The sequence below is a fragment of the uncultured Microscilla sp. genome, assembly GCF_947493425.1.
In the GTDB taxonomy this organism is placed as follows: domain Bacteria; phylum Bacteroidota; class Bacteroidia; order Cytophagales; family Microscillaceae; genus Microscilla.
Map to the genome: position 1 here is coordinate 17,181 of NZ_CANLRP010000073.1, position 22,453 is coordinate 39,633.

General features: G+C 38.7%; 17 protein-coding genes, 2 tRNA genes and 1 riboswitch. Of the genes, 9 read left to right on the forward strand and 10 right to left on the reverse strand.

The window, feature by feature from the left end; genetic code table 11:
- Nucleotides 1-159 precede the first annotated feature (159 nt).
- The 3 genes from Q0954_RS18215 (at nucleotide 160) to Q0954_RS18225 (ending at nucleotide 2,757) form a co-directional block, all read left to right on the forward strand.
- Nucleotides 160-612 carry a hypothetical protein gene (locus tag Q0954_RS18215; protein WP_299459009.1) on the forward strand — a complete coding sequence of 151 codons (453 nt, stop codon included), beginning with the start codon at nucleotides 160-162 and terminating at the stop codon, nucleotides 610-612.
- A gap of 253 nt (nucleotides 613-865) precedes the next feature.
- Complete coding sequence (locus Q0954_RS18220) at nucleotides 866-1,390, forward strand: hypothetical protein (RefSeq protein ID WP_299459011.1); 525 nt, start codon at nucleotides 866-868, stop codon at nucleotides 1,388-1,390.
- A gap of 266 nt (nucleotides 1,391-1,656) precedes the next feature.
- Nucleotides 1,657-2,757: a hypothetical protein gene (locus Q0954_RS18225; RefSeq protein WP_299459013.1), complete on the forward strand. Its 1,101-nt coding sequence runs from the start codon at nucleotides 1,657-1,659 to the stop codon at nucleotides 2,755-2,757.
- A 127-nt stretch (nucleotides 2,758-2,884) separates the two neighbouring features.
- On the opposite strand, the gene Q0954_RS18230 is transcribed toward Q0954_RS18225, so the two are convergent.
- The gene (locus Q0954_RS18230) at nucleotides 2,885-6,403 is read right to left on the reverse strand and encodes a methylmalonyl-CoA mutase family protein (RefSeq protein ID WP_299459015.1); all 3,519 of its coding nucleotides are present in this window, start codon (nucleotides 6,401-6,403) and stop codon (nucleotides 2,885-2,887) included.
- Between the two features lie 917 nt (nucleotides 6,404-7,320).
- Here Q0954_RS18230 and lpdA point away from each other — a divergent pair.
- Both lpdA and Q0954_RS18240 read left to right on the forward strand, forming a co-directional pair.
- Nucleotides 7,321-8,718 carry a dihydrolipoyl dehydrogenase gene (gene lpdA / locus Q0954_RS18235; RefSeq protein ID WP_299459017.1) on the forward strand — a complete coding sequence of 466 codons (1,398 nt, stop codon included), beginning with the start codon at nucleotides 7,321-7,323 and terminating at the stop codon, nucleotides 8,716-8,718.
- Nucleotides 8,719-8,929: 211 nt separating this feature from the next.
- A complete protein-coding gene (locus Q0954_RS18240; protein WP_002694783.1) occupies nucleotides 8,930-10,384 on the forward strand; it encodes a hypothetical protein in 1,455 nt (484 codons plus the stop codon).
- A gap of 104 nt (nucleotides 10,385-10,488) precedes the next feature.
- Here the strand turns inward: Q0954_RS18240 and Q0954_RS18245 are convergent, their stop codons facing one another.
- The 3 genes from Q0954_RS18245 to Q0954_RS18255 form a co-directional block, all read right to left on the reverse strand.
- Nucleotides 10,489-10,911 carry a response regulator gene (locus Q0954_RS18245; RefSeq protein ID WP_045113137.1) on the reverse strand — a complete coding sequence of 141 codons (423 nt, stop codon included), beginning with the start codon at nucleotides 10,909-10,911 and terminating at the stop codon, nucleotides 10,489-10,491.
- A 412-nt stretch (nucleotides 10,912-11,323) separates the two neighbouring features.
- On the reverse strand, nucleotides 11,324-12,889 hold the full coding sequence (locus tag Q0954_RS18250) for an aldehyde dehydrogenase family protein (protein ID WP_299459024.1): 1,566 nt from the start codon (nucleotides 12,887-12,889) through the stop codon (nucleotides 11,324-11,326).
- Between the two features lie 125 nt (nucleotides 12,890-13,014).
- Nucleotides 13,015-14,496: a trypsin-like peptidase domain-containing protein gene (locus tag Q0954_RS18255; RefSeq protein WP_299459026.1), complete on the reverse strand. Its 1,482-nt coding sequence runs from the start codon at nucleotides 14,494-14,496 to the stop codon at nucleotides 13,015-13,017.
- Between the two features lie 418 nt (nucleotides 14,497-14,914).
- Here Q0954_RS18255 and Q0954_RS18260 point away from each other — a divergent pair.
- Both Q0954_RS18260 and Q0954_RS18265 read left to right on the forward strand, forming a co-directional pair.
- Nucleotides 14,915-14,988, forward strand: a tRNA-Asn gene (locus Q0954_RS18260).
- A 101-nt stretch (nucleotides 14,989-15,089) separates the two neighbouring features.
- Nucleotides 15,090-15,163, forward strand: a tRNA-Asn gene (locus tag Q0954_RS18265).
- Nucleotides 15,164-15,486: 323 nt separating this feature from the next.
- On the opposite strand, the gene Q0954_RS18270 is transcribed toward Q0954_RS18265, so the two are convergent.
- From Q0954_RS18270 to Q0954_RS18285, 4 genes are all read right to left on the reverse strand, one after another.
- On the reverse strand, nucleotides 15,487-16,125 hold the full coding sequence (locus Q0954_RS18270) for a cob(I)yrinic acid a,c-diamide adenosyltransferase (protein ID WP_299459028.1): 639 nt from the start codon (nucleotides 16,123-16,125) through the stop codon (nucleotides 15,487-15,489).
- Nucleotides 16,126-16,288: 163 nt separating this feature from the next.
- Nucleotides 16,289-16,417: riboswitch (cobalamin riboswitch) on the reverse strand.
- A gap of 271 nt (nucleotides 16,418-16,688) precedes the next feature.
- Nucleotides 16,689-18,560 carry an NAD(+) synthase gene (nadE, locus tag Q0954_RS18275; protein ID WP_299459030.1) on the reverse strand — a complete coding sequence of 624 codons (1,872 nt, stop codon included), beginning with the start codon at nucleotides 18,558-18,560 and terminating at the stop codon, nucleotides 16,689-16,691.
- A 139-nt stretch (nucleotides 18,561-18,699) separates the two neighbouring features.
- The gene (locus tag Q0954_RS18280; RefSeq protein WP_299459032.1) at nucleotides 18,700-19,350 is read right to left on the reverse strand and encodes a lipoprotein signal peptidase; all 651 of its coding nucleotides are present in this window, start codon (nucleotides 19,348-19,350) and stop codon (nucleotides 18,700-18,702) included.
- 37 nt (nucleotides 19,351-19,387) lie between these two features.
- Entirely contained in the window at nucleotides 19,388-19,990 is a 603-nt protein-coding gene (locus Q0954_RS18285; protein ID WP_299459034.1) for a lipoprotein signal peptidase, read from the reverse strand.
- A gap of 248 nt (nucleotides 19,991-20,238) precedes the next feature.
- Between Q0954_RS18285 and Q0954_RS18290 the strand changes: the two genes are divergently transcribed.
- On the forward strand, nucleotides 20,239-20,793 hold the full coding sequence (locus Q0954_RS18290) for a 30S ribosomal protein S16 (protein ID WP_299459036.1): 555 nt from the start codon (nucleotides 20,239-20,241) through the stop codon (nucleotides 20,791-20,793).
- A gap of 126 nt (nucleotides 20,794-20,919) precedes the next feature.
- Entirely contained in the window at nucleotides 20,920-21,453 is a 534-nt protein-coding gene (gene rimM / locus Q0954_RS18295) for a ribosome maturation factor RimM (protein WP_299459038.1), read from the forward strand.
- 72 nt (nucleotides 21,454-21,525) lie between these two features.
- Here the strand turns inward: rimM and Q0954_RS18300 are convergent, their stop codons facing one another.
- Nucleotides 21,526-22,080 carry a ribose ABC transporter permease gene (locus Q0954_RS18300; protein WP_299459039.1) on the reverse strand — a complete coding sequence of 185 codons (555 nt, stop codon included), beginning with the start codon at nucleotides 22,078-22,080 and terminating at the stop codon, nucleotides 21,526-21,528.
- Between the two features lie 69 nt (nucleotides 22,081-22,149).
- Nucleotides 22,150-22,453 (reverse strand): hypothetical protein (locus Q0954_RS18305; RefSeq protein WP_299459040.1); only part of this gene is annotated, 304 nt, incomplete at its 5' end.

Sequence of the window (22,453 nt, forward strand, 5' to 3'; positions counted from 1 at the left end):
CATATATTCAATTTTTCTGTACATACGTCCAAGTCTCCCCGCTTTTTTTCCTCTTCCTTTGCATCGCTAACCTACTGAGGCCACAGTCATAACTTATAGTGCTTCAGGTATTAGTGCTGAATTATTTAACATTTACTAACAAACAAAACATAATTCATTATGCAATTTTTCAAAAAATACTTATTGGTTTTTGCGTGTGCTGCACTTGCTTTGGTGTCGTGTAATACTGAAGAAGTACAACCCACCCCCCAAAATAATACACCTGATGCGATAAGCAGCCGTGTAACGGATGATATACTACAAGCTGGAGACGTTGTAAGCCCAAGCATGAACAATGGAACCATTACTTATAGCTACCAAGTAGAGGGCAACTCTAACACCAGCAGAACCTGGATTAAGGTAGATGGTTTTGCTGAAGGTTGTTCTTGCAGCAGCGACTGCCCAAGGTTAATAATTAAAGATAGAAATAATAACACCATATTGGATACTAACTGCCAACCTCTTACTAAGTATGTACGAGTACCTGGCAACTATTTTTCTGTGACAATATACGACCCAAGCTGGATGACAGCAAATGGCTCTGATGTCAATATTGAGATTCAAAATTGGTAGTGATATGCCACCCAAAACCCCATAAGACTTGATGCTTAGGGGTTTTTATATTTTTTAATTGATAAACAAAACGTAACTAAGGAATGGTGAGAAATTAAATTACCATTCTTGAGGTAGAGGTTTTGTTTTGAGACGAGGCTATTTTTTGCGCCCATAGCAGCGCTACGGGCAATAAAAATAACGAAGTATCAAGGCGAAAAATCACCCCTCAGAGTGTAAATTTATTTTTGAACAATTCCTAACTTATTTTATTATGCAATCTATGTTCAAATACCTTGTAGTTTTTGTATGCGCAGCTTTTATATGTGTATCATGCAATACTACAGAAGAGGTGAAGCCTGAGGCTCAAACGCCTACTACTCAAAAGAATCAACGTCTCACTAACAATTGTCCAGTAATTGCTTCAAGTTTTGCCCCTAGAAATGTGTATGTAGGTAACACGCTCACGCAAACAATTCGACGCAATGAGACTAAGAATGTGATCAAAACTTTTCACTATAAATTAGCTCAACCTCATAACTACAGCCGCTTGAGGTTAGAAGTAAAAGCATTTGATGGGGGTGAATGTAATGGCATAGGTAACCCTGCTAATTGCTCAAGAATGATAATTAAAGATGCCATGGGTAGAGTGGTATATGAGACAACCTTACCAGGTGTTAAGTTTATAACTGTGCCTGGAACCACCTTCAGTATAACATTAGAAAAGGTATGTACCAACCGTTCTTCTTTCCTGACATCTAAAATTAAAATAGATCAAGGTTTGTATGCAGAAATTTAACACTGTCTAAAACCTAACTATACAAGCGATGCTTCTCCTCTGAAAGCATCGCTTTTGATCGTAAAATGGCTTTGAGAAATATTAAACCCACAAGTTGAAGCCTCCTTCCACTTTCAATAATTCTAAAGCTAAAATGATTTTATGCGCTGAAATTGATCAAACTACTACTAATAACAAACAAGAAAATAAGTATCTAACTAAAGGGTTATTTAACACCAATTTTTGAATGTGGTCTTAAAAAAACCTGACAATTACCTATCTATCATATGAAGAAAAAAAACCAAGTAAAAATTAAGTATATCCTTCCTATAGTTTGTTTATTGATAACTCTTTGTGTAGGCATTCTTTACTTATTTATCATGGGCATTATTGACAATGATCAGGGTGCTTCTCATGGAGTGCTGGTTTGGTCATCAGCTAGTTTAAGACAAAAAGTTGAGCTTTATGGTACATTTTTTTGGATGCCTGTCTTCATTGGCTATACTATATACAAAATAGCCCAAGGAATTAAACAAAGGGTAAAATTTACTTTTAAAGAACTTAAAACTTATACCCAAGAAACATTCATCGGTTTTTTAAGTGCTTGGTTTATTACTCTCCTCATTCTTGGCAGTGTATCCAGCAACTATAACCAAAGCTTTAGAGAAGTTATAAAAACAGAAACGGCGCAAGTGACAGAAATAAAAAGTCGGGTAAAACACACAGGAGGTTCAAGAGGTAGCTCAGCTAAAACGTATTATTATATCTCTACCAACTCTTCAAATAAGGCATTTAAAAAAATTACCACTAGTAGCATTTTTTACGGCTCGCTTCGAGAAGGTTCTCCATTAATTATTAATTTATATAAAGGAAGGTTGAACTATACATTTTCTGAGGTAAAGATTCCTAAAAAGCACCTCAACAATGATTTGATCAATTGGAGAGGAAAGGCATTAAAGGGCTTTCTTGACCAAAAGAATATTCCGGTTTATATACTCTGGTGTGCTATGATGTTAGTACTTTGGCTCTTCATTTTTCTATTGATAGCTTCGCCAACTTACAAAGAAAAGGCGAAATTGACCTTTAAAATCTTGTTAATACTCGGTTTATTTCCCGTTCCGTTTGAAATATACTTTTACTTTTTTAGCTACAATACATTCACTGCAACTATTGTACTTGTAGTGCTTTGGATGTCTATGGTATTACCTGCATTGTTAGCATCTATACTAGCGAAAATGATGCTTCCTTTTATCATAAAATTTCAGGAAGAAAAAGGTACATTCGTGTACTATATTTTAACCTGTGTTATTTTTTTAACTTCATTAACAGGTTTATTTACCTACCTCATCTATTTAATTGCCAAGCTACGAAATATAGAGTTGTTTTAGCTGTTGGCACCATATATAGAATAATGCAACTTAGGCATCATTTTAAAACGAATAACCCCCACAAAAATCACTTTTGCGAGGGTTCAAAAAAATCTATAGACTACCGTCTACCAAACTACCAACTAGCTTACATATTCCTACGGTACTGCCCACCTACTTCATACAAAGCATCAGACATTTGCCCCAATGAACAAACCTTGGCGGCTTCCATCAAAGCATCAAACATGTTTCCATTCTCAATAGCAGTTTGCTGTAATTCTTTCAAGCGTTGTTTACCTGTTTCCTCGTTGCGTTTATGAAACGCATCGCGGGTGGTAATGGCAAACTCTTTTTCTTCGGTCGTAGAGCGAATCACTTCATCAGGCACGATGGTAGGCGAACCATTTGGATCAAGGAAAGTATTTACCCCAATCAATGGCAACTCTCCAGTATGCTTTTTCATTTCATAATGCATCGACTCTTCCTGAATCTTCGCACGCTGATACATGCGCTCCATTGCGCCTAGTACCCCACCACGTTCCGAGATAGACTTAAACTCAGTCAAAACTGCTTGTTCTACCAAATCGGTGAGTTCTTCGATGATAAATGCTCCTTGCAGTGGGTTTTCGTTTTTGGCAAGCCCTAATTCGTGGTTAATGATCAATTGAATGGCCATTGCCCTACGCACCGATTCTTCGGTAGGAGTAGTAATGGCCTCATCATAAGCATTGGTATGCAGCGAGTTACAATTGTCGTAAATGGCATATAGTGCCTGTAGCGTAGTACGAATATCGTTGAAACCAATCTCTTGAGCATGCAAAGAACGCCCCGAAGTTTGAATATGGTATTTGAGCTTTTGCGAACGCTCATTACCTCCGTATTTGTGTTTAATTGCCTTCGCCCAAATTCTACGGGCTACTCGTCCAATGACTGAATACTCAGGATCGATTCCGTTTGAGAAGAAGTAAGAAAAGTTAGGGGCAAAATCATCGATATGCATTCCTCGTGAGAGGTAATATTCTACGAAAGTAAAACCATTAGACAAGGTAAGCGCCAATTGGGTAATGGGGTTGGCGCCTGCCTCGGCAATGTGGTAACCAGAGATAGATACTGAGTAGAAATTGCGTATCTTATGGTCAATAAAATATTGCTGAATATCGCCCATCATACGCAAGGCAAACTCTGTAGAGAAAATACAAGTATTTTGTGCTTGATCTTCTTTGAGTATATCGGCTTGTACAGTTCCACGTACTTTCGATATAGCACTGGCTTTTATTTTTGCATACACATCAGCAGGCAATACCTGGTCGCCCGACACGCCTAACAACATCAAACCCAAGCCATCGTTGCCCTCTGGCAAGTCGCCATTGTAACGAGGACGTTCCAGCCCTTTGTCAGCATAAATTTTCTCAATCTTGGCTTCTACTTCAGCCTCTAGCCCATTTTCTTTAATGTACATTTCACATTGTTGGTCAATGGCAGCGTTCATAAAGAAACCTAACAACATAGGCGCAGGACCATTGATGGTCATTGACACCGACGTTTTAGGGTTACACAAGTCAAAGCCAGAATATAGCTTTTTGGCATCGTCCAAAGTAGCCACGCTTACCCCAGAATTACCAATCTTACCATAAATATCAGGGCGGTGGTCGGGGTTGTTTCCATACAAAGTTACCGAGTCAAACGCAGTAGATAAACGTTTGGCAGGAAGGCCCTTTGATACATAGTGAAAACGTCGGTTGGTACGCTCTGGTCCACCCTCTCCGGCAAACATACGGGTAGGGTCTTCGCCCTGACGCTTGAGAGGAAATACCCCTGCTGAATAAGGAAAAAATCCTGGAGCATTTTCGGTCAGAATCCAACGTAAAATGTCACCCCAATCCTGATAGCGTGGCAACGATACCTTAGGCACACGGGTACCCGACAAACTGGTATGATATAAGTCTTGTTCAATTACTCTATCACGCACTTGAAACTGGTATTTATCGGCTTTGTAACGTTTAATGGTGTCTGCCCAACCTTTGAGTGAAGCTTTGCACTCATTGTCCAGGCGAGCCTCCAAGTCATTATACATATCAATGAGGTCTTTCAAATAATCAGGCTCTCCTTGCACATGTTCAATGGCGTGCACCACCTCTTCGCTCTCTTCTACAAACTCGATGGTTTTTTTACCAATATTGGCACGCAATTGATCAATTGTGCCTTTAAACTGGTACATACGGCGGGCAATGCTTGCCTGCTCATCTACAAAGCTATCATACTTGGCAGAGTCTTCGCAGATTTCAGCAAGGTAACGAACACGATCAGGAGGAATAATAAATATCTTCTCAGACATTGCCTCACTGATAGAGAAACTTGACTTAAGATGTTCGGCTCCAGTGCGTTCTACAATTTTGTCCATCAATCTACGATACAAAGTGTTGGTGCCTGGATCGTTGAACTGAGAGGCAATAGAACCAAAAATGGGCAATTCTTCGTCAGGAGTGTCAAACTCCAGCTTATTACGTTTGTATTGTTTACGCACATCGCGCAAAGCGTCCAATGAACCACGTTTGTCAAACTTATTAATGGCAATTACATCGGCAAAATCCAGCATATCTATTTTCTCCAACTGGGTGGCTGCTCCATACTCGGCTGTCATTACATAGAGCGATGCGTCAGAGTGGTCTACAATCTCAGTATCAGACTGCCCAATACCTGAAGTTTCTACAATCACTAGATCAAAGCCTGATGCTTTGCAAATATCAATGGCATCTTGTACATGGCGGCTCAAAGCAAGGTTAGACTGGCGAGTGGCCAACGAACGCATATATACCCTGCCATTGCTGATAGAGTTCATTCGGATGCGATCGCCCAATAGTGCTCCTCCAGTTTTTCTTTTAGAAGGGTCTACTGATATAACCGCAATGGTTTTATCTTCAAAATCAAGTAAATAACGACGAACCAACTCGTCTACTAAAGAAGATTTACCTGCACCACCCGTTCCGGTAATACCCAATACTGGCGCTTGCGAGGCTTCTACTTTTTTGCTTAAATCATTACGGATTGTCTCAAATTCTTCTGGGTAGTTTTCGGCTACTGAAATCAAACGAGCAAGCTCAAGCGGGTTACGTTTGGGCAGGCTGTCAACGAGTTCGTTCAATGAATGGGTAGGCGCCTCTTCTACTAAAGTGTCTTGTCCATTAATGTCACCAGCAGTTTGCAGTTTTTTCTGGCGGGTTTTGTATGTCGAAAAATCTGAAGTTTCCAACAAGTGGTTAATCATTCCCTGCAACCCCAGATCACGTCCATCATCAGGCGAGTATATTCTATCAATGCCATACTGGTGAAGTTCTTCTGCCTCAGAGGGCAAAATAGTACCACCACCACCGCCAAATATTTTAATGTTTGCCCCACGCTCTTTGAGCAGGTCGTACATATACTTCAAATACTCTACATGCCCTCCCTGGTACGAGGTCATGGCTATAGCTTGGGCATCTTCCTGAATGGCACAGTCTACCACTTCGGCTACACTACGGTTATGACCAAGGTGAATTACCTCAGCACCAGAAGCCTGAATAATGCGTCGCATAATGTTGATGGCAGCATCGTGCCCATCAAACAGAGAAGCGGCAGTTACCACCCGGATGTGGTTTTTGGGTTTATAGGGTTTTATCTTGTCGGTCATAATATCTTCTTTTCTAAATTTGAAGCTACAGGTGTCAAGCAACAAGTCCTTAGATACCGATGCATACCGGTACCTCAAGTAGTTTATAGGTAAGCCTTTTGTAGCTCGCAACTTGATGCTATTACAAATCTACATAATTTTTCAGGTTATTGGAAACACACCATTTTGTCTGCAAATAGTCCGATTTGGCATTTTTTAAAATATGCCAATAAATATTAGGTAGGTTCTTAAGGGTAAAAAAGGATACCACAAATAAAAAGCATAAATAGTGTGTGAAATTTTATTTTGATTAAAACTAAATTTAACCTTAATAAACAAATAAAAATATAAAAACAGCGGGTTTAGCAAAAATATATAATGCGTATAATTATTTTCAGATTCAAAAACATTCACTTTTTATGGTACTCAACTTTCATTGTTTCACTTGTGATACTCCACGATTTGCAAAGAAAATTTTAGGAAAAAAATAAGTAATCCCTTATTGTTTAAGAAACAAAGCATTCACCTCCTGTTGTTTATAACTGAAGTAGGTCAAACTTGACCTGAGAGCAATTTTATAATCCAAAAGAAAAGCTTGGGTAGGTTCTCTTATCTGCAAAACTAAAGTAAGTGTTCCAAGTGTTGGATTAACACCAAATGAACTGTTTTTTATAAGAGTGCCTGTTGTATAAGTCAAAGTAGCTTTGAGCAATACAACTACACAGGTTTTCGCTAATTTTAGTCATTTGTTTTCTTCTTTTACCCTAGTTAACAGTCCTGTTTTTATACAATTGGTTTTGTGCCATTTGTGGCATATATTTGATATGTTTGTAAAAACTCCTCTGAGCGCTTCTTTAAAATTAGCCAAAGGCAGAGCAGTTGTTTTATTTTAAGAAACCAATAGGTACTTGTTTACCTAAATAATAAAAATTCAAACTATGACTTACGACGTTACAGTAATAGGGTCAGGTCCGGGTGGCTATGTTGCAGCCATCAGAGCTTCTCAATTAGGTTTTAAAACAGCCATTATCGAAAAATCTGCTACCTTAGGGGGCACCTGCCTCAATGTAGGTTGTATTCCCTCAAAAGCATTGCTTGATTCTTCGGAGCATTATTACAACGCTAAAAAATCATTTAAAACCCACGGTATCAAACTCAAAGACCTTGAGGTAGACATGCCACAAATGATTAAAAGAAAAGGGGATGTAGTAGACCAAAACACCAGTGGTATTCGGTTTTTGATGAAGAAAAACAATATTGATGAGTTTCATGGTTGGGGATCTTTTGTTGATAAAAACACCATTAAAGTAACCAATGACAAGGGTGAAACTCAAGAAGTGAAAACCAAAAAGGTAATCATTGCCACCGGCTCAGAACCTACTTCTTTGCCTAATATTGACTTTGATGGTGAACGCATCATCTCTTCTACCGAAGCACTTGAAATTACCAAAGTTCCCGAAACAATGGTGATTATAGGGGCTGGGGTAATTGCTACTGAGTTGGGGTCGGTGTATGCGCGCTTGGGCACTAAGGTAACTATGATAGAGTATCTGGATGCGGCTATTCCAAGTATGGATCGTACAATGAGTAAGGAGCTGACCAAGTCGCTTAAAAAAATAGGCATTAAGTTCTTTTTTAGCCATAGGGTAACCAATATTGTAAACAAAGGTGATCATACCGAAGTTACAGCAGTGAACAAAAAAGAAGAAGAAGTAAAATTTACTGGAGAATACTGCCTGGTGGCCATAGGACGACGTCCTTACACTGAGAAACTAGGGCTTGAAAACATTGGTGTTCAAACCGAGCGGGGACGTATTCCGGTAAACGAACACCTCGAAACCAGCGTGCCAGGGATATATGCTATAGGCGATGTAGTACGTGGGGCTATGTTGGCTCATAAAGCCGAAGAGGAAGGTGTTTTTGTAGCCGAGGCAATGGCAGGACAAAAACCTCACATGAATTATTTGCTCATACCAGGTGTAGTGTATACCTGGCCAGAAGTAGCCAGTGTAGGTTATACCGAAGAGCAACTCAAAGACAACAAACAGGAATATAAAGTAGGCACCTTTCCTTATCGTGCACTGGGACGCTCGCGGGCTAGTATGGACATCGAGGGTTTGGTAAAGATATTGGCTGATAAAACAACTGATGAAATATTAGGGGTACATATTATAGGCGCACGTGCTGCCGATATGATTATGGAAGGGGTAGTAGCGATGGAGTTTAAAGCATCTGCTGAAGACATTGCCCGCATATCTCACCCCCACCCTACTTACACTGAAGCTTTTAAAGAAGCTTGCCTTGCCGCAACAGAAAATCGCCCTATACACATGTAAGAGGTATTTTTGTGGTAAATCTCAAAAAATAGAGGGGGTTCTACACCTCTTCTACTTTTTGAAATTAAATAAAAGCTATTTTTTTGCAAATTTAATATTATTTATTACATTGGTCTAGTTTTGAAGCTTTTGCTTTTTTTTTAACAGACCACCAAAAAAGGCATGACATTAACAAAACATTTTTTCTTTCAAAAAACGAAAAATATCAGGGATGGCTAAGCTAAAAAATATTATTAAGCAACTCTCTAATGATGATTACGAACAGATATACAAATCATTAGCAGATAGTAATGCTGAGAAATCTGCTGACCTGCTAAGATACATGCACCAGGAGCAGTTATCTGATGCGAAGGTAATGGAAAAGCTTAAAGTAAACACCAATGCCTATTATACTTTACGCTCCAGGCTCAATCAAAAAATTGAGGAACATCTCCTTGCCCAAATAGAAAGCCCACGTACCGATCTCTTACGGAAAGTTGCCAATATCAATGAAATTGTGTTTACCAAAAAACGTACGATTGCTATTACAACTCTCAAAACTCTGGAAAAACAATTATTGGATTATGACTTATCCAACGAATTAATGATTGTTTATAAAACGCTCAAAAAATTACACGCTACTTCTCCAGAGCACTTTACCTATTCTCAGTTGTACAACAAGCATGTTGCTTATACACTGGCAGTAGATGAGGTAGAAAGTTTATTGTCTGACTATTTTAAAAAATATGGCATATACAGCTTCTCAGACGATGATACTGACAAAATGAAGCTTTCATTATTGATGAAAGAGGTACACAATAAGTGTAAAATGCACGCTTCCGATCACTCGCACCGCTTGTATATTTACCAAAGTTGTGTCAATATTTTTCATCGCCTGTTTGTAGAGCCTGATGATGAAACTTTTGAGGAGGATAATTTAGAGCCTATTGAAGATATTTTCAATAAGGTAGACAGTATCTTCTCAGACTATGAAAAAGACACCATTTATTTTCATCTAAATATTGTATTTCAACTGTTGCGTCTGGAGTATTATAATCATTATAAACTTTATCGTAAAGCTGAAAAATACTTTGAGGATGTAAACGATTCTATTGGTAGTTTACTTTCTTGTTACAACCTCTACACTTTCCCTTCACGCTTCTTATTTACCAAGCTTGAGCGCCACAACCGTTTGGGTACTCAACACGACATGTATGAAGAAAACAAAGGATTGTTTTTGGAGTTTGAACCTGACCGTCAAAACATTCCACAATATGTTACTTATGTAGCTTACCGGGCTTTGTGTTGTTTTTACGCAGAAAAATATGAGGAAGCAGTGCGCTGGATCAACAATTTGCTCAACGATATTAGTCTCAAAAAATACCCTTACGTACACCTTGAAATTAAGCTTTTGCTGGCTATACAGTACTGTATACTTAAAGATAGCGACTTATTCTCGCAGCTTATGAACAGCATACAGCGTCAGATTCGTTTATTGGGTAAAGAGACCTGTATTCACGTGGTATTATTTTCTAAGATTCTGAAAACTGCCAACCAAACCAATCGTGCTGATCGGGAGACCAAAATCAGAGGGTTTATGGATAAGCTCAAAAAGACTTACTGGACTGGCTTTTGCCTGACCAAGTATATAAAGTTAGATGATGACTTTATCAAACGAGTACTTTAATACCTAATATCACCTTGTAAACAACTTTTATTTAAACAACAAAACGCATAAAATCTTTGATCTTATGCGTTTTTTTATGTCTTAGTATGTATCAAAAAGCCTTATTATAGTTTCATTGCATTGAGGTTGTCTTTGGTCAACGGCTTGTTTACATACGCCTTTACGTACTCGTATCTTTTAGAACGTTTGATGTCTTTTGAGTTGATAGAAGAGGTAAGCATTACAATTTTGCAATGTTGCTTGATACGATCGGGCAAACGTTCAAACTCGTCCAAAAATTGAAAACCATCCATTAATGGCATATCTATATCCAAGAAGATAACATCAGGCAAAAAGCTGTTATTGCCCATTTTAGAGGCTATTTTTTCTGCATTTCTTAAAAACTCTATGGCACTTTTTCCACCAGTATGAGTATAAATGTTGTCAGTAATACTGGAAGATTCGATAATTTTCTGATTAATAAGATTATCGATCTCATTATCATCTATTAACATTACCGCATTATATGTAACTTGTGAGTTTGTCATAGTTTTTGATTTTCTACCAAGTGATTTGATTGATGATACAACATGACCATTTGTAAGTATAGTTCTTATCAATTATTAAATAGACCTCTAAGTAGTTATTTTTTCATCTACACTTAATAAATGTTAATCATAGTATTTGAACTAAAAATAAAAAACATTTTATAATTAATCAATAATCCGCGAAAATGATCAGTTTATAAAAGGTAGTTTTTAAGTTAACTTTTCCAAAATACAAATTCTAGTAACTATTTCTTATGTTTTCAGTAATATTTAATTGTTTTCAGAAAAATAAGTTTGAGGCAAGTAGTGTTTTGTATAAAGCAAAAAAAACAAGGTGAGAATTTTATGATAAATTCCCACCTTGTTAAAACGAATATCTATGAGTTGAAGTTGACTAATTTAAACGATTATTTCAGTCAACATCAAACTTAATTCCTTGTGCCAAAGGTAGTTCCTGACTATAATTAATAGTATTGGTCTGACGACGCATGTATACTTTCCAAGAATCAGAACCAGACTCACGTCCACCCCCGGTTTCTTTTTCTCCGCCAAAAGCTCCGCCAATCTCAGCACCTGAAGTACCTATATTTACGTTGGCAATGCCACAATCAGAGCCACGGAAAGAGAGGAATGTTTCGGTTTCCTGTACATTGTCAGAGAATATAGCCGAAGATAGCCCTTGTTTTACATCGTTCTGAATATTAATGGCGTTCATTACATCACCACTGTATTTGATTAAGTACAAAATAGGAGCAAAGGTTTCTTCCTGCACCATCTGGTAACTGTTTTCAGCTTCTACAATGGCAGGTTGTACATAGTTGCCACCCTCTAAGCCGTTCAAGCTCAGCACATCGCCACCAGTAAGTAGTTTACCTCCTTCTTTTTGTACGCTTTCCAATGCATTGGTAAAGCCTTGTACAGCCTCTTTATCGATCAATGGACCAACCAAGGTAGAAGCCTCTAGTGGATTACCAATAGATAAACCTCCATAAGCCTTCACCAAACGATCTTTTACATTGTCATAAATAGAGTCATGAATGATCAAACGGCGGGTAGTGGTACAACGTTGTCCACAAGTACCTACTGCGCCAAACAAGGTAGCTCTCATGGCCATTTCAATATTGGCGTTTGCGGTCATAATGATGGCATTGTTTCCACCTAACTCCAACAAACTTTTACCCAAACGACCAGCCACTGTTTGTGCTACGCTTTTACCCATGCGAGTAGAACCAGTAGCCGATACTAAAGGAACACGCTTATCTTCTGCCATCCACTTTCCTAGCTCAGCGTCTCCATTGATAAAACTAAAAATACCTTCAGGCAAGTTGTTTTCTTTCAATACCTGTGCAGCAATGTGTTGACAAGCAATGGCACACAAAGGGGTCTTTTCAGAAGGTTTCCACACACAAACATCGCCACAAATAGCCGCCAACATTGCGTTCCAAGACCATACTGCTACCGGGAAATTAAAAGCCGATATGATTCCAATGATGCCTAAGGGTTGGTATTTTTCAAGCATTTGGTGCTCAGGGCGCTCAGAAGCAATGGTTTTTCCGTACAGTTGACGAGACTGACCTACGGCAAAATCGCAAATGTCAATCATCTCTTGTACTTCGCCCAAACCTTCCTGGTAAATTTTACCCATTTCAAGGGTAACTAATTTGCCTAAAGGTTCTTTATATTCTCTTAATTTATTTCCAATCTGACGAACAATTTCACCACGTTTTGGGGCAGGCATTTGTCGCCATTCTACAAAAGCTTTTTGAGCGGCACCAATTACCTTATCATACTCTTCGCGAGTAGCATATTGCACTGTTGCCAAGTATTGCCCGTCTATAGGCGAGTGAATAGCTCGTTGAGTACCACCTTGTACCGAACCATATACTTGTCCCGTTCCATAAGAAGGGTTCATGTCCTTGATTCCAAGTGTACTTAATATTTGTTGAATTTCTTCAGTGGTTTTTGTTGTAGCTTCCATATATCAACCTAGTGATTAATGATAAATTTGAGCAAAGTTACGCCAATTTTAAGGCAATAAAAAAAGGTATTTATAGATTTTACCCAAAATACCCTTTTTATTGTTCAAAAAAATTATTGAGGCATTTACCAGCCTATAGCATAGTAAGCTTTTTCGCCATTGGGGTACATTCCTTCTATGGCTATTACCCTTTTACGTTTTTTAATCAAACGCTCAATATCTTTGGGAGAATTGACAGACTCTTCGCCAAAGTAAGTGATAATGAATCCTTTACGAATGCCCGACTCTTTCAGTTTCCCCTTACCAGCATCAATTACCTTTACTCCATGATCAATCTTGAGTTTGGTCTTTTCACTGAGACTTATTCCCTCAAACACCGCACCCAGTATTTTTTCAGTAGCTATTTTGCGTGGAGCACGCATAATTTTAAAGTTTCCCTGACGGTTACGTAGTGTGGCCATTGTGCTTAATACCCGCTCGCCACGCGCATAAGTCACCTTTACCTGATCGCCAGGACGACGGGTAGCAATCAACGACTGAAGGTCAGCCATATTGCGTACTTGCTGGTCATCTATTTTAATAATGACATCTCCTATTTTTAGCCCGGCACTACGCGCAGCACCTGACTTGGTCAGGGTGGCAATGTACACCCCACTTACTACACTCAAGTCTTTATTGCTGGCAAAATTAGCATCTACATTTTGGATAGAAACACCCAATAGTGCCCTTTGGGTTTGCCCATACTTCATGAGGTCGTTCAGCACCTTTTTTACAATATTTACTGGTATAGCGAATGAATAGCCTGAATAAGAACCTGTGCGAGTCGCAATGGCAGTATTGATACCTACCAACTCACCCTTGAGGTTTACCAACGCGCCACCACTGTTTCCTGGATTTACAGCCGCGTCTGTCTGAATAAACGACTCTATAGCATACTGTCCACTTAGTATGTTGATGTTTCTGCCTTTGGCACTTACAATGCCTGCGGTCACAGTAGAGGTCAAGTCGAAAGGGTTACCTACGGCAAGTACCCATTCACCAATTTGGGTTTTACCAGAGTTGCCATACTTTACAAAAGGTAAATTCTTTTCTTGTATCTTGAGCAAGGCAAGGTCGGTAGTGGGGTCTTTACCAACAAGCTTGGCCACATAGCTTCGTTTATCATTTAAAACTACATCTATTTGTCCAGCATTTTCTATTACATGATAATTAGTGGCAACATAGCCATTGTCAGTAATAATGACACCAGAACCAGAAGACTGACGGGGGCGGCGATGGCGACGGCGATAATTGTCTTCTCCGTGGAACTGTCTGAACATATCTTCCAAAGGGTCAGAAGAAGAAGAGGAGTATTTACCCTTGCCAGCATAGGTAGTTTTAATATGCACTACAGCAGACTTTACAGCATTGGCCGCAATTACAAAATTCAAACCTTTGGGTACTTTGACGGTAGAGTCTTTGAGAAAATTAGCCAGTTGGATATTCTGGCGATCCTGAATTGATCGAATAGTTTGCTTGGGTTGTAAGTATTGGTTGAGTTTTACAGCTACAAAGCCCCCTAGTATTGATGCCAACAACAGGCTTATTAAATAACTTTTTTTGTTCATAGTGTATCAAGTGTTAAACTGTATATCAGTAAGCATCAACAAGGCATTAGACGTAATGTATGACTCACTAACGTACTAAAAATAATAAATAATTTTAACTAATTGGTCATTCTTCTCATAAAAAACCTCCATCAGGCTTGTTTTCGCATCATTCATTGCTCTACAATTCCAAGCTTTTGTTAAACAAAGCTTTTAGAGGCAAGCAACCTTTTGTGCCTGTGCTTTGTTCGCTTAAAAAAAATATTTAAACTTTTTTCCCACGATAAATATCCCAAAAACCTTCATTAAACACCTGAGAATACATTTTTATAAAAAGGACAAAAGTCAGACAGAATATTTTTTTATTTTTTTTCTCTAAAAACTTGCTTAATTATTCAAATCGTCCTTATCTTTGCAACGCATTTTTACTGAATGACACTCCTCCTTAGCTCAGTTGGTTAGAGCATCTGACTGTTAATCAGAGGGTCGTTGGTTCGAGCCCAACAGGAGGAGCGATATTTAGTGTTCATAGTGTTAAAGAATATTGTTGGTTAAAGGTAAAACTAAATTAGTTTTACCTTTTTTTATTCAATGTAGCATTTTATCAGTAATACTCCTCCTTAGCTCAGTTGGTTAGAGCATCTGACTGTTAATCAGAGGGTCGTTGGTTCGAGCCCAACAGGAGGAGCAATACTTTTTATCAAAATGGTCAAATAATCTTTGATTTAGACTTAACCTATAAAGTCTAAGTACACTGTAACTTAAGTAAGTCGTTGTTTAATTCGAGTTGATTTTGTTTGTTGATAATCTTCAAAAGTTGAGCAGAGTTAGTTTACAATTCCGATGCATATCGGAACCAAAGAGCTACGCGATACTTTTTAAGAGAAATCAGCGGGCAAAAGCTCACAGTCCTCCGAGAACAAGCTCGGAGCTGTAAGCCGAACTTGATTCGGGGAAGCCGAAAGAAGCATAAGATATTTAAGTTCCAGTGTACTAAGGTTAAATACTGGATTATTTAATTTTAGGGCGCACCGTCTTTTTCTTTTCGCTCTTTTCTTCTTTATTCGCAGGCGACTCTTCTTTTTTAATTCTTTTGTAAATAAATAATTGCCACTTCTCTTCTTCCACCATATTCTTATCCATTTCAGCACGAGCCAATGTAAAAAACAGGTCAGATAAACGATTGATATAAGCAGGAATGGCTTCGTGTACCTCATCTTCTCTCATAAGGCTTACCAAGTGTCGCTCACCACGACGCATCTGTGTGCGTACCACATGGCACAAAGCAGACACTTCATTGCCTCCTGGCAACAAAAAATAATCAGATGCAGTACTTAAATTATTTTCTAACTGATCAATCCATTGCTCACAAAAATCAGCACCATCAGTAGGCATGGGGTTTGTATTTACTTTTTTGGCATCAGAGGGGCGCGCTAGGTGCGACATCATATCCATCATATCCTTCTGAATTTTTCGCAAGTTAGTTTGCCACTCATGGGTAATATCTAATTTAGCCCTTAACAAACCAATGGTAGAGTTTACTTCGTCAAGTGTACCATAACACTCTACACGAATATCATCTTTGAATACTCGCTTGCCACCGTATAAACCCGTTTTTCCGGCATCTCCTTTCTTAGTGTATATTTTCATTGTTCTTTGTTTGAGGGTGGATAAGAGCTAAGCCTAAAACAACCAGCACAATACAACATCTAAAAACCGCTTGCTTCTCCTTTTGATGGAGTATGCTAATCAGATGGTGGATTTGTAGGAGTGACATGTTAGTCTTGATCCAGCCCTGGTTCGCGAAAGCTTTATCAAATTAACAAATAAAGTAAAGTGTCCTGGCTTGTGGAGTTTTTCCATTTACAGTTGCGCGTCAGCTCATGATTTTCACACGATTCCTTATTAACTTTATTTGAATAGCATAAGAGCTTGATTTAAATTTCACCTTGATAAACTTTAAACCAAGACCCCATCTTGATTTTTAATAATAGATTATAAATACCTTGCTTCTTGAAAAATAGACTGACAAAAAGCAAAGCCATTATTTTCATTTGTATCGAAAAATCGAAACGAGCTTAAACTCTAAACTATGGCAATAAAGATAACGCAAGAAGGGGTGTTTTCAAAACAAATATTTACAATGAGACATAGCTTAGTAAGGCCACCCAAATAAACTCCTCCATAAAACAACAGCTCTCTTTTAAAAAACGCTACAAACTTTCCAGTTCTTGCTGGAAACCACCAGATAAAATAGGGAAGCGAAACCAACTACGGGGGTCTATACTGTAATCGTCTAGGTGAAAAGAAGGAGCCAACCGTTCTCGTTTCCACTGGTTGCGGCTCCATAAGTGAAAAAACTTACGAATATGTTCTTTCAAGAGTTCTACGTCTGCTACTTCTGATTGCAGCTGTTCAAATATTTGCTTGGGAGAAAGGCGCTCATATAACGTGAGGCGCTCTATAGCCTGTAATACTTCATAAGGCATTAGGTCTTTCTCATCCGTTTGTTGTTGAGTGCTGTCATCGTCTTTGGGTCGAAGCTCGGCAGTAGGCTGCAAAGCATTGACATGCCTTAGTTCTTTTTGCCCCAGTGAGGTTTCTGCCCATTTGAGCCATTCACGGATAAAGTGTTTATCTACTCCTGCAATAGGTGATATGCCACCCGATGTGTCACCATCCATAGTAGTATAACCTACACTCCCTTCGCTACGATTAGAAGTAGCAATCAACAAAGCCCCTTTGATGTTGGCAAGCATCCAAATAATAGGGGAACGAGCCCTTGCTTGAATATTTTGTAAAGCAATATCGTGCTTGTGCCAACTCAGCGATTGGTTAATAATATATTCTATTTTTTTAGAGTAACTGGTCACATCCTCTTTAATGCTCCAGTGATGAAAAGTAGCGCCCAAATCTTGAGCAAGCAACTTGGCAGAGTTGAGGGTTTGATAGCTCGAATTGTCAGAAGATTGATATACACAGGTAAGCAAGTGTTTGACGATGTGCCTAAGGGGTGGGTCTTCTTCACGCAAAGCATCCTTCATTTGTTCTTCGTCAAAGGCAACTCCTGACTTTTCAAGAAATGCTTCCCAGCCCAATTCTGCCACTCCTCGCTTTACCATTTCGGCCACCATTACAGCACAAGTAGATGAATCGGCTCCCCCTGATAATGAGAGAATATAACCTTTGCTGCGGCTTTTGCGCATATAGTCAAACAAAGCAAGCGAAAGCACCTGTACAAACTCATGATTTTTGTTAAACTGAGCAGCTTCCAGGGTAGCATCAGAGTTCTCAGGGTTTTTAAAATCAACCTGAGCGGCTAATAGGTCAACGTTTTTAAAAGAAAACAATTGATTACGCCCAATTACTTGATTGCCTTGAGTAACAAATACTTGCCCATCGTAGATCATCTTGCCAGCTTCATTGCCTAACAAGTTGCAATACAAATATACAGGGGCATTGGCTTCCAACATTAGTTTTTCACGATGTTTGGCTTTAGCAAAAGCAAAATGACTGGCGCTGGGGTTGAGTATCAGGTTTACTTTACGTTTATTAAGTTGGTGTGCAGGACGCTTTTGGTCGTTCCAGGCATCTTCACATATTTCAAGGCCAATTTTAATATTTTTGGCAATGTAAATAATATCTCCAAAAGGGTATTTTTTCGTTCCTACCCTCAGCATCTCTAGCCTGCCTGCTTTCCACGCTTTAAACCAGCGGGATTCATAATGTACCCCATCATTGGCAAGGTTTTGCTTGGCTGAGAAACCCAAAATTTCTTGGTTATGCATTAGACACACACAGTCGTACAAGTCATTATCAAACCTTACTGGCAAGCCTACCGCTACTACAATATTGGTGCACCACTGGGCGATCTTACTCAGTTGCTCAAGTGCCTTGTCTGCCACCCAATCGCTCAAAAACATATCTTCACACCCATACCCTGTAATGCATAGCTCAGGCAAACACAATACATCTACTGATGCATCTTTAGCTTGTTCTATAGCATTTTGTATATTTTTTAGGTTGTTTTCCCAATCTAACGGAGTTTGATTGAGTGCTGCACCGCCAATTTTAAGCCTTGTCATAATTGTTGTTTATTTGAATACCTAAATTAGAAGGTTTCAAAAAACTTTCCAATTTTTGATTGCTTGGTTCTATAGATAAAAAACCGTTCGGAAAATCAACTTCCAAACGGTTATATTTTGCTTCAAAAGTACCTGCTCACTAATTGGCTGTAGTACCCGCAGAAGGTGTTGTGGTATCTTTATTGGTTTCGTTGTCTTGTTTTTTATCCTCAGCATCTTTAAAAAACCTACGCTGCATGACTAAAATAACCGCTACCCCCAGAAAAATAGCTGAATCGGCAATGTTGAAAATAGGCCAAAGTGCATAATATTGTCCTCCCAACCACTTAGGTAGGTGTCCTTCCCAAATGTCAAGGTAGATCATGTCTATCACTTGCCCATGAAACCAAGGAGTAGGCGAACCGGCAGGAGCATTATTTAAAAATACTCCATAAAACGTACTATCTACCACATTGCCCACTGCTCCGGCAAGTATAAGTGCTACACACCATATAAGCCCGGTATGGGCTTTGCGTTTGACAAGCAACGACATGTAGTAAGCAATACCTACTGTAGCGAGCAAGCGAAACAGGGTAAGGATGAGCTTGCCATATACAGAGCCTAGTTTAAGACCAAATGCCATTCCAGGGTTGAGTACATAGTGAATTTTGAGCCAGCTTCCCAATACCTTAATTTCCCCGGCCAAGCCTGGATCCATATTATAATGTACCAACAATTTCACCGCTTGATCGAGCAAGATTACAACAAAACTTAACAGAAAGTATTTATATAATTTATGTGTCTTTTTCATTCGCTTCAGAGATTCTTAAATGACATGGTAGTTGCCTTTACGCAATTGTCTTATATTTTTTTCGGCGTTTTTTGGCAAAAAATTGTTTTTGGCGCACAATAATAACAATAACTCCGATAAAAATTGCGGCATCAGCTATATTAAAAACTGTAGCAGGGACATATTTTCCACCAACAAAAGGGATCCAATGGGGTAAATACCCACCTAGTAAGTCGACGTAAATCATATCTATTACTTGTCCATGAAACCAGGCAAAGGGAGCATCAGCAGGGGCGTTGTTCAACAACACTCCATAAAAAATACTATCGATAAGATTGCCAATGGCCCCGCCCAAAATAAGCGCAATACAATAGATCAATCCTGAATGGGCATGACGATGGAGCAGTCTTCTAAGGTAAAATAATATGCCAATAGTGGCCAATAACCTAAAAATAGTGAGTGCCAATTTGCCATAAGTACGCCCCCATTCTACCCCAAACGCCATTCCGGAGTTGAGCTCATACTGCACCTTAAGCCAGTTGCCCAATAGATTAATTTGTCCTAAAAATCCTTGACCAATATTAAAGTGTATCCATAGTTTTACTGTATGATCAAGCAAAATCACCCCTAACACAAATAAATACACTTTGTAATGTTTCATAGATATTAGACTAAACTATTCTACCACCAATGTGGTGAGCGTTAAAAATGTAGTAATAGCAAAAATACAAAATGTTTGATAAAGAACCTTAAGGGTTTACAGCCTCTATTAACTTTATAAATTTGCCCTTGTTTTATTAAAAGTTTTCCCTGCAAAAACACCAATACTGAAAAAATGTAGTATCTTTGCGCACCAAAACCAATAGACAGACGGGTTCTGTCATTTATGGTCATTTACTTTAAGATAATATGGTAAGAATTAGATTAGCAAGAAGAGGGCGCAAAAAAAAGCCCTTGTACGATGTTGTCATAGCTGACAGAAAAGCACCACGTGATGGTCGATTCATCGAAAAAATTGGAACGTATAACCCACATACTGTTCCGGCTACTATTGTTTTAGACGATGAGCGCGCTTTGAAATGGGTATTGGATGGTGCACAACCAACAGATACTGTAAAAGCAATGCTTTCTTACAGAGGTGTATTGATTCGTAAACACTTAGAAATAGGGGTACGAAAAGGTGCAATCACTGAAGAGCAAGCAGCTCAAAAGTTTGAAGAATGGAAAGCTAAGAAAGATGCTAAGATTACTGCACGTATTGAAAAACTTTCTACCGAAGGCGAAGCAGCTAAAAAGGCTCGTTTGGCAGCAGAGGCAGAGGTAAGTGCAAAACGTGCTGAAGCTCTTAAGAAAAAACAAGAAGAAGCTGCTAAAGCTGCTGAAGGCGAAAACGCTGAAGGTAATGAAGCTGGCGACGCAGAAGCTACTGCTGAAACCAACGAGGCAGAAAACACTGAATCATAAACAAGAGATTCCGAATATTCAGAAAAATCACTTGTTCATTCTTGACAAACCTTTGCTTTTCTTGAGAAGCAAAGGTTTTTTTATGCTTTTCTATCGAGTTCAAAGCTAGTCACTAAATGTATAACAATGAATTTTGAAGATTGCTATGAAGTAGGCTACATAGCCAAAACATACGGAGTAAAGGGTGAAATCCATGCGGTGTTTGATGTGGATAACTCGGAAGAATACCGTGAAATAGAATCTATTTTTGTGGTAAAAGATCGTCACATGGTACCCTATTTTATCGAGCAGGTAAGATTTGTCCAAGGGTATGTACGCCTTAAATTTGAAGAAATAGACGATGTAGACCAAGCAAGGCCTCTGGTAGGGAGTAAGTTGATGTTACCTATTGATGTGCTCCCCGATACTAATGAGGAAGAATACTACTTCCACGATATTTTGGGGTATATGGTAGTAGATGCTAACCAAGGTGAAATAGGTAAAGTAACCCAACTCTATGATTCTACTAACCAAGATTTGATTGGAGTAACTCACCAAGGCAAAGAAGTATTGATACCTTATATCAAAGACCAGATCATTCAAAAGCTTGACCATGAACAAAAAATTATTGAGGTAACTTTACCAGATGGCTTGCTGGATGTGTATTTAGAGGAGGAGTAATAAACCCAAAAGAGGCTGCCTCTTCATTATGAGGCAGCCTCTTTAAATTTGTATTTATCTAACAGTTGCCCTCTAGCTATTTCTACAAATATAAACAAATGCAGGAGGAATATTTAAAGGGGTAAAATCACGACGAACTGAAGTAAATTGTTTTTTGAGCATACCAAAACTTGTCAGCGAATACTGAAATTGAGTATACACGCCATCAGGAGTAAGCGTATTTTTGATGGCATTCATTATATTGGTGTTCAACTCTTTAGGAAAAATAGCTAATGGTAAGCCAGATACAACTGCTTGAGTATGAGTGGCATTATGTTGTGCAAGATGTTGAGGAATATTTTCGGCAGAATCGGCTATTATTTGTAAACGCTCGTCTTTTATTTCGCCCAACAAGTCTACAAACTTAGGGTTTACTTCAAAGCTTAACAGCTTGGCATCAGGCTGCATTTTTTCAAGAATGGCTTTTGTAATACATCCATTGCCTGCTCCAAGTTCCACAATGATTTTGGCTTCAGAAAAATCAATGGGTAACAACATTTTACGGATCAAAAAACGAGAACTTTGGGTAATGGTACCTGCTTGCCTGATATTTTTGGTAGCTTCGAAAAAAAACTGTAGACGGTTCAAATCTGAGGGGTTTAAAAATGTAATGTCTGATAATAATGCTCTGCAAAGCTACAAGGCTAGGGGCACAAATCAAAAGATCCCCACACTAGTCCACCACAAAACTCCACCTGCTATGATCCACAATAGTATTTGGTGCCAAGGCAAAGTTGTCTGAACTTGTTGAGCAAGTAGTATTTGTTTGGGCTGTTTTGTCAGGTAATAGATGGAGAACTTTTCGTCCTCATGGTATTGGTCATATAAAGATTTGTTTACTTTTATTTTAGTTTGAGTAAACTTCCCTTGGGGATTTTTATTGCTATACTTTGAACGGGATGAAAAGTCGCAAATCAAATTCGCTGAAATTTCAAAGACAATAAACTTTCGAGTTCTTTTT

What these genes read in the sequence shown, in the direction of transcription:
- Q0954_RS18280 (WP_299459032.1), bottom strand. Translation starts at nt 19,350, where the DNA reads ATGAAAAAGACACATAAATTATATAAATACTTTCTGTTAAGTTTTGTT.
- Q0954_RS18230 (WP_299459015.1), bottom strand. Translation starts at nt 6,403, where the DNA reads ATGACCGACAAGATAAAACCCTATAAACCCAAAAACCACATCCGGGTG.
- lpdA (WP_299459017.1), top strand. Translation starts at nt 7,321, where the DNA reads ATGACTTACGACGTTACAGTAATAGGGTCAGGTCCGGGTGGCTATGTT.
- Q0954_RS18240 (WP_002694783.1), top strand. Translation starts at nt 8,930, where the DNA reads ATGGCTAAGCTAAAAAATATTATTAAGCAACTCTCTAATGATGATTAC.
- Q0954_RS18250 (WP_299459024.1), bottom strand. Translation starts at nt 12,889, where the DNA reads ATGGAAGCTACAACAAAAACCACTGAAGAAATTCAACAAATATTAAGT.
- rimM (WP_299459038.1), top strand. Translation starts at nt 20,920, where the DNA reads ATGAATTTTGAAGATTGCTATGAAGTAGGCTACATAGCCAAAACATAC.
- Q0954_RS18285 (WP_299459034.1), bottom strand. Translation starts at nt 19,990, where the DNA reads ATGAAACATTACAAAGTGTATTTATTTGTGTTAGGGGTGATTTTGCTT.
- Q0954_RS18245 (WP_045113137.1), bottom strand. Translation starts at nt 10,911, where the DNA reads ATGACAAACTCACAAGTTACATATAATGCGGTAATGTTAATAGATGAT.
- Q0954_RS18270 (WP_299459028.1), bottom strand. Translation starts at nt 16,125, where the DNA reads ATGAAAATATACACTAAGAAAGGAGATGCCGGAAAAACGGGTTTATAC.
- Q0954_RS18290 (WP_299459036.1), top strand. Translation starts at nt 20,239, where the DNA reads ATGGTAAGAATTAGATTAGCAAGAAGAGGGCGCAAAAAAAAGCCCTTG.
- Q0954_RS18225 (WP_299459013.1), top strand. Translation starts at nt 1,657, where the DNA reads ATGAAGAAAAAAAACCAAGTAAAAATTAAGTATATCCTTCCTATAGTT.
- nadE (WP_299459030.1), bottom strand. Translation starts at nt 18,560, where the DNA reads ATGACAAGGCTTAAAATTGGCGGTGCAGCACTCAATCAAACTCCGTTA.
- Q0954_RS18220 (WP_299459011.1), top strand. Translation starts at nt 866, where the DNA reads ATGCAATCTATGTTCAAATACCTTGTAGTTTTTGTATGCGCAGCTTTT.
- Q0954_RS18255 (WP_299459026.1), bottom strand. Translation starts at nt 14,496, where the DNA reads ATGAACAAAAAAAGTTATTTAATAAGCCTGTTGTTGGCATCAATACTA.
- Q0954_RS18215 (WP_299459009.1), top strand. Translation starts at nt 160, where the DNA reads ATGCAATTTTTCAAAAAATACTTATTGGTTTTTGCGTGTGCTGCACTT.